This window comes from Hymenobacter amundsenii (assembly GCF_002204745.1).
In the GTDB taxonomy this organism is placed as follows: domain Bacteria; phylum Bacteroidota; class Bacteroidia; order Cytophagales; family Hymenobacteraceae; genus Hymenobacter; species Hymenobacter amundsenii.
Map to the genome: position 1 here is coordinate 99,253 of NZ_NIRR01000006.1, position 14,001 is coordinate 113,253.

The following is a 14,001-nucleotide window of genomic DNA, read 5'->3' on the forward strand; positions in this document are numbered from 1 at the left end:
GCAGAGATTAAAAACCGCCTGTCATCCGGAGCGTAGCATGCTCCGGATGACAGGCGGTTTCTGTTTTCCTCAGTTTCCGTGCTTTTTTCTTCTCACAGGCAACCCTTCCCGCTTACCTTGCATCTGACGCCCCAAACGACCTGCTTCTGACCTGAATTTTACGCTGCTGCCGCTGTCATCATGACGGAAACCGAATTAATAGCCGCTTGCCGCCAGGGCAGCAGCCGGGCCCAGAAACAGCTCTACGAGCAGTTTTCGGGTTTGATGCTGAGCGTGTGCCTGCGCTACCTGCGCCGGCGCGAGGATGCCGAAGAAGCCCTGATTGTGGGTTTTACCAAGGTGTTTCGCGCCCTCGACCAGTACCGGCACGAGGGCTCGTTCGAGGGTTGGATCCGGCGCATTGTAGTCAACGAGGCCCTCGGGATGCTGCGCCGCAAGGAGCCCCTGCACATGGCCATCGATGATTTGACCTACGATGTGCCGGCGGTGGCCGCTACGGCCGAAAGCCAGCTCAACGCCGACGATATGCTGGCGCTGCTGGCAGGGCTGCCGGCCGGCTACCGCACCGTATTCAACCTGTATGCCCTGGAGGGCTACTCCCACCCCGAAATCGGCGAGCTGCTCGGTATATCGGAGGGCACCAGCAAGTCGCAGCTCAGTAAGGCCCGGGGCATGCTCCAGCGCCGCCTCGCGGTAGCCAACGCCCAAGCCCGCCCCGCCGCTCCCACCTCCTCCTCACCGAAAGAACTGTATGCAACCGGAAGATATTGATAAGCTGTTTCGCGAGCGGCTGGCGGGCCACGCCCCCACGCCGCCCGCCTTCGTGTGGGCCGAAATTGAGGCCGAAATCCAGCCCGCCAAGCGCCGCCCCATTATGTGGCTGGCGGCCGCGGCCGTGGCATTGCTCACGCTGCTGGGCGGGGCCTGGTGGTTGCTTTCGGGCTCCAGCCTAAACCCGGCCGGCCGGCCCGAGCTAGCGGCTACCGCGCCCGCCACTTCGGCCACGCCCGAAAAAAATACGGTGGCCCAGGCAACGCCGGCCCTGGCTCCTACATCTAGCCTCCCAGAAGCAGCAGCAACTGCTCCGGCCCGGCGGCCGGCTACCGTAGTGGCCACTACGGCGTCCGCCTCGGCGGCCCGGCCCGGGGGTGTACAACCCGGCCCTGGCCCCGACCGCCAGCCCTCGGTGCCGGCCCTTGTTGCTGCTTCCGGTTCGCCAGCCAACGGGCTGGCCCCGGTGAAAGCCCTGGCCCTCACCCCTACCGACCTGCCCGAGCCTGCCCTGACGGCAGTGCACCGCCCGGCTACGCTGCCCACCCGGGTGGTGGCCTTTACCGGCCCCATTGAGGTGGACGTACGGCCCGGTGCCGAACCGGAGCAGGCCCTGGCGGCCGGACCAGCCCGGCGCGGGGGCTTGCTCTCGGTGCTCCGGCAGGCCCGCAACGTGGTAAAAGGCGACCCAGTGGATCTGACCGCCACCGGCCTACCAGAGTCGGTGACAGTGCAGGCCCGCATTGCCGGCCGGACGCTCACGAAAACCATTCAACTCTAATTCTCCCGCTTTTCAGCGCATCTTCTTATGAAACCCTCCTCCCTATTCCCCGCTTTGCTGATTCTGGGCCTGGCTACGGCCAGCCTCGCTGGCCCCCGGCCCGCCACCGCGCCGGCCGCTGCTGCCCCCACGTTGCGCCCTACTGCTGCCCCGCGCCCCGCCAACGACGATACGATTCTGGTGCGTTTGCCCAACCAGGCTACCATGACGCTCTATGTAAAAAACAAGGCCCAGCTGCGCGAGCTGCGCAACTATAAACTCGATTCGCTGATTGTGCTGCTCGATACTTATATCACGCAGGCTGAGAAGGCCAGCCAGAACTCCACTTCCGAGCAGGTGACGATGGAGTTTTACCCCGCCAAGGACCAGCCCGGCAAGCAGGTGCCCGAGCAGATCCGCATCACGATGCACAACGAGCCCGGCAAACCGGCGGATCGAACCGCCAAATCGGGCGACCACGTGGACGTGACGCTGGGCCGGGTGTTTGGCGTGTCGGTGGAGGAAAATGCCGATGGCAGCGGCAGCGACCGGGTATCGGTGCGGGTGGGCACCTCGGCCAAGTCCGACTCGGTACGGACAGCCGAGCGCAAGGCCAAGCAGGAAGAAAGGGCCAACCGGGCCGTACACAGTAACTTCGATATTGACCTTGGCCTGAACGCGCTGACCAATAAGCAGCGCGACCTCAACGGCAACACCCTGGATCTGCGGCCCGTGGCCTCACGCTACATCAGTCTCAACTGGCACTACGATATTCGCCTGGGCCGCGTGGGCTCGCCGCTGCTGCTGCGCACCGGTCCCGAGCTGGCCTTCAACAACTACATGCTCGACAACAACTTCCAGTTCGTGGTGAACCCAGATGGCGTGACGGTGCTGCAAAAGCCCGCCGAAGTGGGCCGGAGCCTGGAGAAAAGCAAGCTGTCGGTTTCCAGCATTAACCTGCCCCTGATGCCCATGCTCAGCTTCCAGGACAAGAAGGGCCACGACTCGTTCCGGATTGGGGCCGGCGGGTTCGTGGGCTACCGCCTGGGCTCGCACACCAAGCTTAAGTACGAGGAAAACGGCAGCACCAAGAAGGACAAGGACCGCGGCAACTACAACCTGGAGGACTTCCAGTACGGCGTGCAGGGCACCATCGGCATCCGCAGCATCGACCTGTTCGCCAAGTACAACCTCAACAATACATTCAAAGACAACCGCGGCCCCCAGGCCCAGACCATCAGCTTCGGCCTCTCGATTCTGCAGTAGAATTTTCTGCCGGTCATCCTGACGCCGGAAGGACCTTATCCCGCTAAAACGACAATCGTAACAACGAATCGGTTTAGCAGGATAAGGTCCTTCCGGCGTCAGGATGACCGGGAAGCTGTTTACGAAGTCGAAAGAACGTCATGCTGAGCCTGCCGAAGCATCTCTATCGCTTCTGTTGCAATAGCTCAACGAAGCGGTAGAGATGCTTCGGCAGGCTCAGTATGACGTTCTGATTGATTCCGGATACTTTCTAAACAGCTTCAGGCAGATTTTTTTCAATTCAGTAATCAACCATTCCGAAAGAAATTATCCAGCAGAATGGCGGCCGACACGGCCACGTTCAGGCTTTCGGCCTGGCCCCGGCCGGGGATGTGCAGGCGCTGGGTGAGGCAGGCCTCGACGGGCGGCGTAAGGCCGTGGCTTTCGGAGCCCATAATGAGCACGCCGCTGGGCCGCAGCGTGAGGCGGTGCACGTTGTCGCCGTGCAGGTCGGCCCCGTACACGGGCAGCCCGTCTGGCAGCGTGCCCAGCCACTCGGGCAGGTTGCGCTGCCAGACGGGTACGCGGGTGAACGAGCCCATGGTGGCCACTACCGTTTTGGGGGCCCAGGGGTCGGCGCAGGTGTCAGAGCAGACTACGCCGGCCAGCCCATACCAGTCGGCCAGCCGGATGAGGGTGCCCACGTTGCCGGGGTCGCGCACGTCGTCGAGGGCCAGCAGGAGCTGGTTGGGGGCCGGCCGGAGCGGCGTTTCGGCGGGCAGGCGGGCAACGGCCAGGGCCGTGTTGTTGGTGCTCAGAGAGCTGAGGCGGGTTAGCTCGCCTTCGGAAACGAGGTCGAGCGGGAGGCCGGCGGGCAGCTCGGCGGCAATTTTCTCGGCGAATTCGGCGGTGGCTATCAGTCGTTCGGTCGAAATGCCAGAACTTAGCAGCTCCCGTACGCTCTTGCCCCCCTCGACCAGGAAGGCTGCGTGGCGGGTCCGATACTTCTTCAGGTGCAGCGCGTGCACGTATTTCGCTACTGCTTTTGAGACCATCTGCGCATAATAACGCCCCGTTTGATGGGGGCTTTTCGTCGAGTAAAATGCCCCGCCGGCTTTCGTGGCGGCGGGTGGTAGCCGTGGGGTTGCTGGCCGGCGGCGGCCTGCTGGGCGCCTGTTCGCCCCTGCGCCTGCTGGCCCCCGGCCAGCGGCTGCTGAGCGAGGTGGAAATTAAAGGCACCGAAAATGCCGACGCCGAGCGGTTGCTAACGCTGGTGCAGCAGCAGCCCAACAGCACGTTTCCGCTGCCAAAGGTAACTATCTACCAGTTCGGCCGCTCGTTCTACGACGCCGAGCGCATCGCTCGCAAGCTCGAAGCGGACAAAAACAAGTACGATCAGCTCATCAAGGAGGCCGGCACCGACTCTTCGCGGGTAGGCCAGCTGCTGCGCAAGCGCGAGCGGCACGTGCGCCGCCATCAGCTGGCCCTCGACAAGGGCAACGCCATTATGCGCCTGGGCGAGCCGCCAGTGGTCTACGATTCGTCGCTCACGGCCACCTCAGTCGATCAGCTGCGGATTTTCCTGCGCTCGAAGGGCTTTTTCCGCAGCTCCGTCACCGTTACCGACACCGTGCCCACCCGCCGGTTTACGCCCCTGCGGCTGCTGGCGTTCCAGGCCCCCTACACCACCGACTCGCAGCGGGTTACGGTTACCTACCACATTCAGGAAGGGCCCGTATTTCACTATTCGCAGCTTGATTACGAGGTGGCCGACTCGGCCGTGGCCCGCCAGGTGCTGGCCAGCCAGCCCCGGAGCCTGCTCCGGGTGGGCGACCAGTACGACGAGGAGGTGATTGGCAACGAGCGGGCTCGCCTCGAAACGCTGCTCAAAAACCAGGGCTACTACGATTTCCGCCAGCAGTATGTATCCTTCGAGGCCGACACCAGCTTTCGGCCCACCACCGTGCGCCTGCGCACGCTGCTGGCCGATCCGCCCCGGGGCCCGCACCGCCGCTACACCCTGCGCCACGTCGATTTTATCAGCGACGCGGGTCTGGTGCGCTTTGGCCGCGACCGGGATACGCTCGTGCGCGACTCGGTGAATTATCTGGCCTACCAGCACCGCATCGGCACCAAAGTGCTCAACCGTAAGCTGGCCCTCCGACCCGGCGATAGGTACAGCCTTCTCAATACCCAGCTCACCCAGCGCCAGCTCGGCAGCCTGGACATGTTCCGCTTCACCACCATTAATTACCGGCGAGTGCGCGGCCCCGAGGCGCCGGCCGATTCGGCCCGGGGCCTGCTCGATGCCACCGTGAATGCCTCGCCGGCCAAGAAATTCCAGGAAACCACCGAGTTTGGGGGCACCTACGTGGCCCAGCAGGTGGGGCCCTTCGGCAACGTGCGCCTAAAGGTGCGCAATGTGTTTGGCGGGGCCGAAATTCTGGAGTTCGGGCTGCGCGCCGGCTTCGAGGGCCAGTACAACATCACGGGCACGGGGGCCACCGACGGCACGTCGAGCCAGAAGAGCGTGCTCACTACCCAGCTCGGGGCCAACGTAAACCTGGTACTGCCCCAATTTCTGCTGCCGGGGCGGGCCAACCGTTTCCTGAGCCAGTACAACCCCCGCACCCGCCTCAACGCCTCCTATACCTACGTCAACCGGCCCGACTACATCCGCACCAACGTGGAGGGCACCTTCGACTACATCTGGCAGCGCTCGGCCTTTCATCAGTACGTACTCACGCCCATTGATGTAAGTGTTATTCGCACGGCCAAGCTGAGCGAACGGTTCCAGACGGTACTCCAGAACCTGCTGCTCCAGCAGGGCTCGCCGCTTTTCCGCAGCTTCGACAACCTGTTCATTCCCAGCTTCAACGCCACCTCGCTCTATAACTCCAACGATTTCAACGAAACCCGCGACGCCAAGTACCTGCGCCTGTTTGCCGAAGTCGGCGGCCTCACCCGGAGCTTCTACCAGACCCAGCCCCTGCTCACCGACACCCGCGATCTGCAGGGCAACCGGCTCAAAATCTACGACTTCGGCAAGTTCACGGCCGATTACCGCCGCTACTACAAGCTCACCTCCGACTCTTACCTGGTGTACCGGCTGGCGGGCGGCCTGGCGGCGGCCCTGAGCCCGACCCAGGTCACGACCATCGGTCAGGACGGCGGCCAAACCACCAGTACCTCCTACCTCATCCCCTACGACAAGTACCTGTTTGTGGGGGGCAGTTCCAGCGTGCGGGCCTGGAAACCACGGCGCCTGGGCACCGGCTCGTTTACCCAGTACAAGTTCGACCCTGATAACCCCAGTCAGTTCCTGCTCGACGACCAGGGCCGCAAAATCCGCGACTACGACTTGGAGCAGCCCGGTGAGTTGCTGCTCGAAGGCAACGTGGAGTACCGCTTTCCGCTCTATAACTTCATTAAGGGGGCCGTATTCACCGATTTTGGCAACGTCTGGACCCTGCGCTCCGACCCGCGGCCGGGCGCGCAGTTCGCGCTCGGCAAGTTCTACCGGCAGTTCGCGGTGGGCTCGGGCTTCGGCTTCCGCTTCGACTTCAGCTTCCTGATCATGCGCCTCGACGTGGCCACCAAGGTTTACGACCCCACGGCCCCGGGTAGCAAATGGGTGATTCGCGACTTCAGCTTCCGTGAAAACCAGACGGCATTTAACCTGGGCATCGGGTATCCCTTCTAAGTGTTGAGATAGTGAGATGGTGAGTTTATGTTCGTGGGGCCCGGCGGCGCAAATGGCGCAATCGGGCCCTACGAACATAAACTCACCATCTCACCTAATACCCCAGCAACTCTACTAACGCAGTGGCCACTTTGTCGGGGTTAGGCAGCATTTGCTTTTCCAGCTCCACGTTGAGGGCAATGGCGGGCAGGTTGGCGGCCCCGAGGGTGAACACGGGCGCGTCGAGCTGCTGGAAGCAATGGCGCTGGATGCGGCCGGCCAGGCTCTCGGCGAAGGAGTTCATCAGAGGCTCTTCGGTGAGCACCAGGGCCTTGCCGTGGCGGCGCACGGCCGCCTGCACGGCGTCCCAGTCGAGGGGGTTGAGGGTGCGCAGGTCCAGGATTTCGACCTGGCCGGGGAACTGCCGGCTGGCCGTGCGGGCCCAGTGCACGCCCATACCGTAGGTGATGACGACGCAGGTTTCGCCGTTGGCCAGCTTCTGCTCATCGGCAGCCTGGAAGATGTTGGCATGGCCCAGCGGGATGACGTAGCCGGCGGCCGGTTCGATGGTTTTGGCTTCCTCGGTGCCGGGTACCTTGCTCCAGTACAGGCCCTTGTGCTCCAGCAGTACCACGGGGTTGGGGTCGAGAAAGGCGGCCCGCAGCAGGCCCTTCATGTCGGCCGCGTTGCTGGGATACACCACCTTGATGCCCCGGATGGTGAGCAGCGTGCTTTCAATGGAGCCCGAGTGGTAGGGCCCGCCCCCGCCGTAGGCCCCGATGGGCACCCGAATCAGGCTCTGGACCGGGAACTGCCCGTTGCTGAGGTAACACGACTTGCTGAGCTCCTCCACCAGCTGGTTGAGGCCGGGCCAGATGTAGTCGGCAAACTGGATTTCGACGATGGGCTTGGCCCCCACGGCGCTCATGCCGGCCGTGCTGCCAATGATGTAAGCTTCCTGAATGGGCGTGTTGAAGACGCGGGTGTCGCCGTACTTTTTGGCCAGCAATGCGGCCTCCCGGAACACGCCGCCCAGCTCCCCGCCCACGTCCTGGCCGTAGAACAGGGCCTCGGGGAACTCGCGCAGAATATCGTCGACGGCGTGCAGGGCCGCGTCCACCATCAGGGCCTTTTCGGCCCCGGCGGGGGCGCGCTCACCGGTTTCGGCGGTTACGGCCGGGGGGGCAAACTCGTGGTCGGCGAAGGTGGCCGGGTCGGGGTTGGGGGCGGCCAGGGCGCGCTCGTAGTCGGTTTGCACGGTGGCGCGGGCCTCGTCGGCCAGCTGCTGCAGTTCGTCTTCCGCGAAACCCAGCTCTAGCAGTTGCGCGTGAAAGCGAGGCAGCGGGTCCTGGAGGGTGTGCTGGGCCAGGTCATCGCCGCGGTACCACTCGCGGCGCACGCCGCTGGTGTGGTGGCCCAACAGCGGGCATTTGGCATGCACCAGCACCGGCCCGCGGCGCTGGCGCACGTAGTCGGCGGCCTCCTGCATGGTAGCGTAGCTGGCCAGGAAATCGGCCCCGTCGGTCTGCAGACGGTGTAACCCTTTAAACCCGGCGGCAAACTCGTAGGCGTTCATCGTGCGCATCTCGCGGCCGGTAGCCGAAATGCCCCAATCGTTGTCCTGCACCAGGTAAATAATGGGCAGCTGGTGCAGCGCGGCCATTTGCAAAGCCTCGCTCACCTCGCCCTCAGTCATGGCCCCGTCGCCAATCGAGCACAGCGTTAAAGGCTTCGCCTGTGGCGAATCAAGCATTAACAAGGAAGAACGACGGTTTGCTTCGCCCTGAACTCCGGAGGCTTCCGGCTGATTGCCAGGCTGACCGTTGCTGGTCACATCACGCTTAATTGATTCCAGATACTTCATCCCCTGAGCCACGCCGGTAGCCGGAATAGCCTGCATGCCGGTGGCCGAGCTCTGGTGCGGAATAGTAGGGAAACCCGCCCGCCGCAACGAAGGGTGCGAGTAATACGTGCGGCCGCCCGAAAATGGGTCGTCGCGCTTGGCCATGAGCTGGAGCATGAGCTCGTAGGGCGTCAGGCCCATGCCGAGCAGCAGCGCGTCGTCGCGGTAATACGGCGCGGCGTAGTCCTGGGGCATCAGGCAGGCAGCGGCAGCCAGCTGAATGGCCTCGTGGCCCCGGGCCGTGGCGTGCACATACTTGGCCGTTACGGCCTTATTTTCCTCGTAGAGGCGGGCCAGCTCGTCGCCGGTGCGCAGCAGGCGGTAGGCGCGACGGAGGATGTCGGGGTTGGGATGGGCAGTGGTGAAGTCGGTTTCCGGGGCGGGGGCGGTTTCGGAGGTCATGGGCGGGGGTTGGGTGCTGGGGCGAAGTTACGAAAGGCAAGGCGGGTAGATAGTGGAATAGTGTTTTTGACGTTCTATCGGCCCAACTTGCGCCATCCTTACCTGTTTGCTCCTTCGCTGGCCGCACTGGCTAGGTCCATCCTCCGCCCCAGCCTACTATCTACTCGCCATTTCACCGCCTCTGTCTGATGCTCCATTTTGCCCCCGCCACCGCCGCCGACGTGCCTGCGCTCAACCGCCTCGTGAACCGGGCCTACCGGGGCGAGGCCTCGGAGCAGGGCTGGACCACCGAATCGGGCCTGCTGGCCGGCCAGCGCACCGACGAGGCCGATCTGCTGGAGCAACTGGCGTTACCCGGCGCCACCTTCCTGCTGGCCCGCCAAGCTGCCGACGGCATGTTGGTGGGCAGTGTATTCCTGCAAATTAAGGGGCCCGAATTGTACCTGGGCATGCTCTCCGTGGAGCCCACGCTCCAGGCCGGCGGCATCGGCCGGCAGCTGGTGCAGGCCGCCGAAAGTCACGCCCGCACCCACGGCTGCACGGCCGTCCGCATGACCGTTATTTCGGTGCGCTCTGAGCTGCTGGCCTGGTACGCGCGCCTGGGCTACCAGCACACCCCGGCAACCGTAGCCTTCCCCACCGATACCCGCTTCGGCACGCCCCGCCAGCCCGAGCCGCTGGTGCTGCAAGTATTGCGGAAGGAAATAAGGGAATGAGTGGGGTAGGTAGGCACCTGAAAATCGAAAGACCATCCCACTCACTCCCCGCTTCACTCATTTCCTCACCGTTTCCCACCACCGCGTCTGGGGCAGTGGGCCGGCCCCTATCGTGACGGGCTGGCCTAGCTCGGGGGTGGTGAGCGTCTGGCCGAGGCGGATGGCGGCGGCTGAGGCCCGCTGCACGGAGCCGTTCCAGGGGTGGTTGGCCTCGGTGAACGCGCCCCAGTGCACGGGCAGCATCGCGGCGGCCCGCACGTCGAGGGAGGCCTGCACGCTCTGCTCGGGCAGCATGTGGATGTCGGCCCAGTGAGGGTCGTACTGGCCGCATTCCATCAGGGCCAGATCGAAGGGGCCGTGCTGGCGGCCGATGGCGGCGAAGTGCGGCCCGTAGCCCCCGTCGCCGCTGTAGAACACGCGGTGGCCGGGCGCTTTTACCACCCAGGAGCTCCAGGACGTGGAATTGCGGTTGGTGAGCCCCCGCCCCGAAAAGTGTCGGGCCGGGGTGCTGATGATGGTCAGGCCGGATACCTGCACCGAGTCGTTCCAGTCCAGCTCCCGGATGCGGGCGGTGTCCACGCCCCAGGCCCGCAGGTGGGCCGCCACGCCCAGCGGCACGAAGAACAGGCCCGTTTTGCCCTTGAGCTTGCCGATGGTTTCGTAGTCGAGGTGGTCGTAGTGGTCGTGGGAAATCAGCACGGCATCAATGGGTGGCAGCTGCTCGGTGCGGATGGGCACCCGGGAGTTGTAGCGGTTGGGCGTCAGCCACGCAACCGGGCCCATATCCTGGCTCAGCATGGGGTCGATAAGGATATTGCGCCCCCCGATTTCAAGCAGGCTGGCCGAGTGTCCGAACCAGGTTACGCGTAGCAGTTCGGGCGTTTTGCGGGTGAGGCTAAGCGAATCGAGCAGGCGCATGGGCAGCGGACCGGGTGGGTTTTTGCCGGGCGTTTTCTTGAACAGAAACTCCCACATCACCGAGGCCATACTGCTGCCAGTCATCAGCTCGGTCGGAATCAGGTTCTTAAACTCCCCGTCCGCGTAATGGCCGCTGCGGGCAAACCGGGCCTTATCCGCCTTAGTCGGTTTGCCCCCGAACTGCGGACTCAGGCCCGCAAATGCCGCCCCGGCCACCAGTAGAATGGCCAGCAGGCTAATGAGGACTCGGAAAACGGGACGGCGGGTACGCTTCATGCGGGCAGGCTAAAGGAGAAGGTAATTACAAATTCTAGAGAACGTCATGCTTGATCTGGCGTCCGCGCAGTCGAAGCATCTCTACCGCTTCGTAGCAGTCGTTCAACGAAGCGGTAGAGATGCTTCGACTTCGCTTAGCATGACGCCCTGATTGATTTCAAGCACTTTCTAAACAGCTTCAACGACGCGACGCGAATACGCGTCCCTTGTCAATCAAAATCCCACCACGCTTCCCGCCGCGGTGGCTGGCCCAGGGTGTAGGGCTCCCCGATGCGGGGCACCGTGACGGGCTGGCCAGCCGCGTCGGCGGCAACCAGCAGGCGCCGGATGGGCTCGTTCCAGGGGTGATAGGCCAGCGTGAACTTGGCCCAGTGCACCGGCAGCAGCGTGGCCGCGCCCAGGTCGCGGGCGGCCTGCACTGTTTCTTCGGGCAAGGTATGGATGAGGTGCCAGTGCAGGTTGTACTGGCCGTTTTCGAGCAGGGCCAGATCGAACGGGCCGTACTGCTCCCCAATGGCTTTAAAGTGCGGGCCGTAGCCACTGTCGCCGCCCAGAAACAGGCGCGCCCCGGGCAGTTCCAGCACGTAGGAGGCCCACAGCGTCTGGCGCTGGGCCAGGCGGCCCGACATATGCTGGGCTGGGGTGGCCGTGAGCCGCACGCCCGGGGCCAGCTCCGTGGCTTCGTGCCAGTTGAGTTCCGTCAGCAGTTCGGGGGCGAAGTGCCAGGCCCGCAGGTGGCCCCCCACGCCCAGGGGCATCACCACCCGCTTCACCTTGCCGCGCAGCGCCAGCAGGGTAGCGTAGTCGAGGTGGTCGTAGTGGTCGTGGGTGAGCACCAGTACATCAATGGGCGGCAGGTCGGATACGCCGTAGGCATCGGCCCCGGGGTAGGCTTTCACGGCGAAGGCGAAGGGCGAAGCGGCCCCGCTGAACACGGGGTCGACCAGGATAGTGAGCCCAGCGGCCCGAATCAGGTAAGACGAATGGCCGAACCAGACGATGTTGGGCGCGGCCGGGGCGGGCGCCCGCAAATCGGTGCGGACGGTGGGCACGGGCCGGGAGGGCGTCACGGTGGCGGGCTTGCGCAGGAAATCGAGCAGCATCCGGCTCATCGGGGCGTCGGAGGGGCTGAACCGGACGCCGTCCAGGTTCTCGAACCGCCCATCGGCGTAGTTGGGCAGGGCGGCAAACCGGCGTTGAGTTTCGCGCGACGGGGCCGCGCCAAAAGTTTTGAGCATCAGAGGCAGTAAAAGCAGGTGGTCCAGTAACAGGACGAAAACCAGCGGGTTTTACTTTAACGGTGGGCAGAAGCTAGCCTAAGCTGCGGAGTGGGTTGGCTGTTATACCCTCGCTCCGGTCGGCTACTGGCCGAAACCCACCAGCGTTTTTTACCTTTGCGCCGATGTCCATTATGCCTGCTTCCGCTCCATTTCCTACGCCTACCACGCAGCCCCGTTTCCGCGACACCGTGGAGGCCTGGATGCGCCAGTTTCAGGACTGGCTCTGCGCCGAATTGGAGGCCACCGACGGCACTGGCCGTTTCCGCGAAGACGCCTGGCAGCACCACGGCGGCGGTGGCGGGCGCAGCCGGGTGCTTACCGAAGGCACCATTATCGAAAAGGGTGGGGTGAATTTTTCGGGCGTGGAGGGCACCATGAGTGAGCAGGCTGCCCGGGTGCTGCTCATGCCCGACCCGAACTACTTCGCCACCGGCGTGAGCGTGGTGCAGCACCCGCGCAGTCCCTGGGTGCCGATATCGCACATGAACGTGCGCTACTTCGAGGCCGGCAATGGCGAAGCCTGGTTCGGCGGCGGCCTCGACCTGACCCCCATTTACGTGGACGAGCAGCAGGCCCACTGGTTCCACGCCCAGATTGCCGCTGTCTGCCAGCAGCACCACCCTGACTACTACCCGCGCTTTAAAAAGTGGGCCGACGAGTACTTCTTCATCCCGCACCGCCAGGAAACCCGGGGCGTGGGCGGCATCTTCTTCGACCGCCTGCTAGTGGGCAAGGAAGCCGACGCCGAAAGCCTGTTCGCCTTCGTGCGGGCCGTGGCCGAGGTGTATGGCCGTACCTACACGGAGCTCATGCGCCGCAATGCCGCCCGCTCCTACTCCGCCGCCGAAAAGCAGTGGCAGCTGGTGCGCCGGGGCCGCTACGCCGAGTTCAACCTGGCCATCGACCGCGGCACCCGCTTCGGCCTCGAAACCGGGGGCCGCACCGAAAGCATCCTCATGAGCCTGCCGCCCCAGTGCGAGTGGCATTACAACCAGCCGCCCGCCCCCGGCTCGCCGGAAGAAGCCACCCAGCAGTGGCTGCGCCCGGGTATCGACTGGCTCGGGCAGCCGGCTACCGCCCCTGAAACCGCCGGCCAGTGATTGAGCAGCTCCAGGCCCTGGACCGCTGGCTGCTGGTGGCGGCCAACTCCCACCGCACCCCCGCCCTCGATAAGTGGATGGTGTTTTTCACTGAGCGCTTCGTCTGGTTTCCGGCCTACCTGATGCTGATTGTGGTGCTCAGCTACTATTACGGCCGCCGCGTGCGGTTGCTGCTGCCGCTGCTGCTGCTGAGCGTGGGCCTAGCCGATGCCATTTCCAGCCGCTTCTTCAAGCCCTACTTTGGCCGCCTCCGCCCCTGCCACGACCCCGATTTGTCGGCGGCCCTCAACCTGGTGAACGGCTGCGGTGGGCAGTTCGGCTTCATTTCCTCCCACGCTGCCAATGCCTTTGCCCTGGCCGTGTTCATGGCGCTGGTGCTGCCCCGACGTTTCCGGGTGGCCAAATGGCTGTTTTTCGGCTGGGCTGCAATCGTGAGCTACAGCCGTATCTATCTGGCCGCCCACTACACCTCCGACGTGCTGGCCGGGGCCCTGCTCGGTACGCTCACGGCCTGGGCCTGCGCCACCGCCTACGAGCGGCTGGCTGCCCGCTTCTGGCCGGCCCAGGAGGTTGAATCAGGGGTTTGAACGGACGGTGTCCGATGATCTTATAATCCAGCAAAAAGCCACTTCCGTTGAACCGGAAGTGGCTTTTTCACGCGTGGCAACCGGCTTTATTCGGCTGGCTCGCGGTTGCCGGTGTGGCCGTCGCCCTCGTCGCCGTGGCCTGGCTGGCTGGTTTCCTTGGAGTTGTGGCGGTCGTCCTGGGAGAGGGAGCGGTTTAAGTCCACCGACTCCTTAATTTTGCCGTCTTCGTCGCGGCGGATGTAGCGCTTATCGCCCGGGGTAGGTTCTATTTCTTCGCGTTTCGACATGGCGTTGGTTTTTTGGTATGGTTAACTGTACGCAGTAGACAGCCAATGTGTTAGCTTCGTCCGGCGGCAGACGG

12 protein-coding genes are annotated in these 14,001 nt (G+C 64.2%); 7 read left to right on the forward strand and 5 right to left on the reverse strand.

Features of this window, described 5'->3' with window-relative positions:
• The first annotated feature begins 180 nt into the window (after positions 1–180).
• Genes CDA63_RS06110 through CDA63_RS06120 form a run of 3 tightly spaced genes read left to right on the forward strand, consistent with a single transcriptional unit; the run spans position 181 to position 2,797 of the window.
• Entirely contained in the window at positions 181–771 is a 591-nt protein-coding gene (locus tag CDA63_RS06110; protein WP_088463567.1) for an RNA polymerase sigma factor, read from the forward strand.
• Complete coding sequence (locus CDA63_RS06115; protein WP_088463568.1) at positions 752–1,552, forward strand: hypothetical protein; 801 nt, start codon at positions 752–754, stop codon at positions 1,550–1,552. The genes CDA63_RS06110 and CDA63_RS06115 overlap by 20 nt, the downstream gene beginning before the upstream one ends.
• Before the next feature lie 27 nt (positions 1,553–1,579).
• The gene (locus CDA63_RS06120; protein WP_088463569.1) at positions 1,580–2,797 is read left to right on the forward strand and encodes a porin family protein; all 1,218 of its coding nucleotides are present in this window, start codon (positions 1,580–1,582) and stop codon (positions 2,795–2,797) included.
• 287 nt (positions 2,798–3,084) lie between these two features.
• On the opposite strand, the gene CDA63_RS06125 is transcribed toward CDA63_RS06120, so the two are convergent.
• Entirely contained in the window at positions 3,085–3,831 is a 747-nt protein-coding gene (locus CDA63_RS06125; RefSeq protein WP_088463570.1) for a TrmH family RNA methyltransferase, read from the reverse strand.
• A 47-nt stretch (positions 3,832–3,878) separates the two neighbouring features.
• Here CDA63_RS06125 and tamL point away from each other — a divergent pair, with 47 nt between their 5' ends.
• A complete protein-coding gene (tamL, locus tag CDA63_RS06130) occupies positions 3,879–6,479 on the forward strand; it encodes a translocation and assembly module lipoprotein TamL (protein WP_088463571.1) in 2,601 nt (866 codons plus the stop codon).
• A 94-nt stretch (positions 6,480–6,573) separates the two neighbouring features.
• On the opposite strand, the gene CDA63_RS06135 is transcribed toward tamL, so the two are convergent.
• The gene (locus CDA63_RS06135) at positions 6,574–8,763 is read right to left on the reverse strand and encodes an alpha-ketoacid dehydrogenase subunit alpha/beta (RefSeq protein WP_088463572.1); all 2,190 of its coding nucleotides are present in this window, start codon (positions 8,761–8,763) and stop codon (positions 6,574–6,576) included.
• A gap of 188 nt (positions 8,764–8,951) precedes the next feature.
• On the opposite strand from CDA63_RS06135, the gene CDA63_RS06140 reads away from it, so the two are divergent.
• On the forward strand, positions 8,952–9,479 hold the full coding sequence (locus CDA63_RS06140; protein ID WP_088463573.1) for a GNAT family N-acetyltransferase: 528 nt from the start codon (positions 8,952–8,954) through the stop codon (positions 9,477–9,479).
• 57 nt (positions 9,480–9,536) lie between these two features.
• On the opposite strand, the gene CDA63_RS06145 is transcribed toward CDA63_RS06140, so the two are convergent.
• Positions 9,537–10,673 (reverse strand): MBL fold metallo-hydrolase, encoded by a 1,137-nt coding sequence (locus tag CDA63_RS06145; protein WP_088463574.1) that lies wholly within the window; start codon positions 10,671–10,673, stop codon positions 9,537–9,539.
• Positions 10,674–10,882: 209 nt separating this feature from the next.
• The gene (locus tag CDA63_RS06150; protein WP_088463575.1) at positions 10,883–11,911 is read right to left on the reverse strand and encodes an MBL fold metallo-hydrolase; all 1,029 of its coding nucleotides are present in this window, start codon (positions 11,909–11,911) and stop codon (positions 10,883–10,885) included.
• A 164-nt stretch (positions 11,912–12,075) separates the two neighbouring features.
• Between CDA63_RS06150 and hemF the strand changes: the two genes are divergently transcribed.
• Together hemF and CDA63_RS06160 are read left to right on the forward strand one after the other, a co-directional pair.
• Positions 12,076–13,053 (forward strand): oxygen-dependent coproporphyrinogen oxidase, encoded by a 978-nt coding sequence (hemF, locus tag CDA63_RS06155; RefSeq protein ID WP_088463576.1) that lies wholly within the window; start codon positions 12,076–12,078, stop codon positions 13,051–13,053.
• Entirely contained in the window at positions 13,050–13,640 is a 591-nt protein-coding gene (locus CDA63_RS06160; RefSeq protein WP_088463577.1) for a phosphatase PAP2 family protein, read from the forward strand. The genes hemF and CDA63_RS06160 overlap by 4 nt, the downstream gene beginning before the upstream one ends.
• Before the next feature lie 86 nt (positions 13,641–13,726).
• On the opposite strand, the gene CDA63_RS06165 is transcribed toward CDA63_RS06160, so the two are convergent.
• Complete coding sequence (locus tag CDA63_RS06165; RefSeq protein WP_088463578.1) at positions 13,727–13,927, reverse strand: hypothetical protein; 201 nt, start codon at positions 13,925–13,927, stop codon at positions 13,727–13,729.
• Positions 13,928–14,001 lie beyond the last annotated feature (74 nt).

What these genes read in the sequence shown, in the direction of transcription:
- CDA63_RS06145 (WP_088463574.1), bottom strand. Translation starts at nt 10,673, where the DNA reads ATGAAGCGTACCCGCCGTCCCGTTTTCCGAGTCCTCATTAGCCTGCTG.
- CDA63_RS06140 (WP_088463573.1), top strand. Translation starts at nt 8,952, where the DNA reads ATGCTCCATTTTGCCCCCGCCACCGCCGCCGACGTGCCTGCGCTCAAC.
- CDA63_RS06165 (WP_088463578.1), bottom strand. Translation starts at nt 13,927, where the DNA reads ATGTCGAAACGCGAAGAAATAGAACCTACCCCGGGCGATAAGCGCTAC.
- CDA63_RS06110 (WP_088463567.1), top strand. Translation starts at nt 181, where the DNA reads ATGACGGAAACCGAATTAATAGCCGCTTGCCGCCAGGGCAGCAGCCGG.
- hemF (WP_088463576.1), top strand. Translation starts at nt 12,076, where the DNA reads ATGTCCATTATGCCTGCTTCCGCTCCATTTCCTACGCCTACCACGCAG.
- tamL (WP_088463571.1), top strand. Translation starts at nt 3,879, where the DNA reads ATGCCCCGCCGGCTTTCGTGGCGGCGGGTGGTAGCCGTGGGGTTGCTG.
- CDA63_RS06115 (WP_088463568.1), top strand. Translation starts at nt 752, where the DNA reads ATGCAACCGGAAGATATTGATAAGCTGTTTCGCGAGCGGCTGGCGGGC.
- CDA63_RS06150 (WP_088463575.1), bottom strand. Translation starts at nt 11,911, where the DNA reads ATGCTCAAAACTTTTGGCGCGGCCCCGTCGCGCGAAACTCAACGCCGG.
- CDA63_RS06120 (WP_088463569.1), top strand. Translation starts at nt 1,580, where the DNA reads ATGAAACCCTCCTCCCTATTCCCCGCTTTGCTGATTCTGGGCCTGGCT.
- CDA63_RS06135 (WP_088463572.1), bottom strand. Translation starts at nt 8,763, where the DNA reads ATGACCTCCGAAACCGCCCCCGCCCCGGAAACCGACTTCACCACTGCC.
- CDA63_RS06125 (WP_088463570.1), bottom strand. Translation starts at nt 3,831, where the DNA reads ATGGTCTCAAAAGCAGTAGCGAAATACGTGCACGCGCTGCACCTGAAG.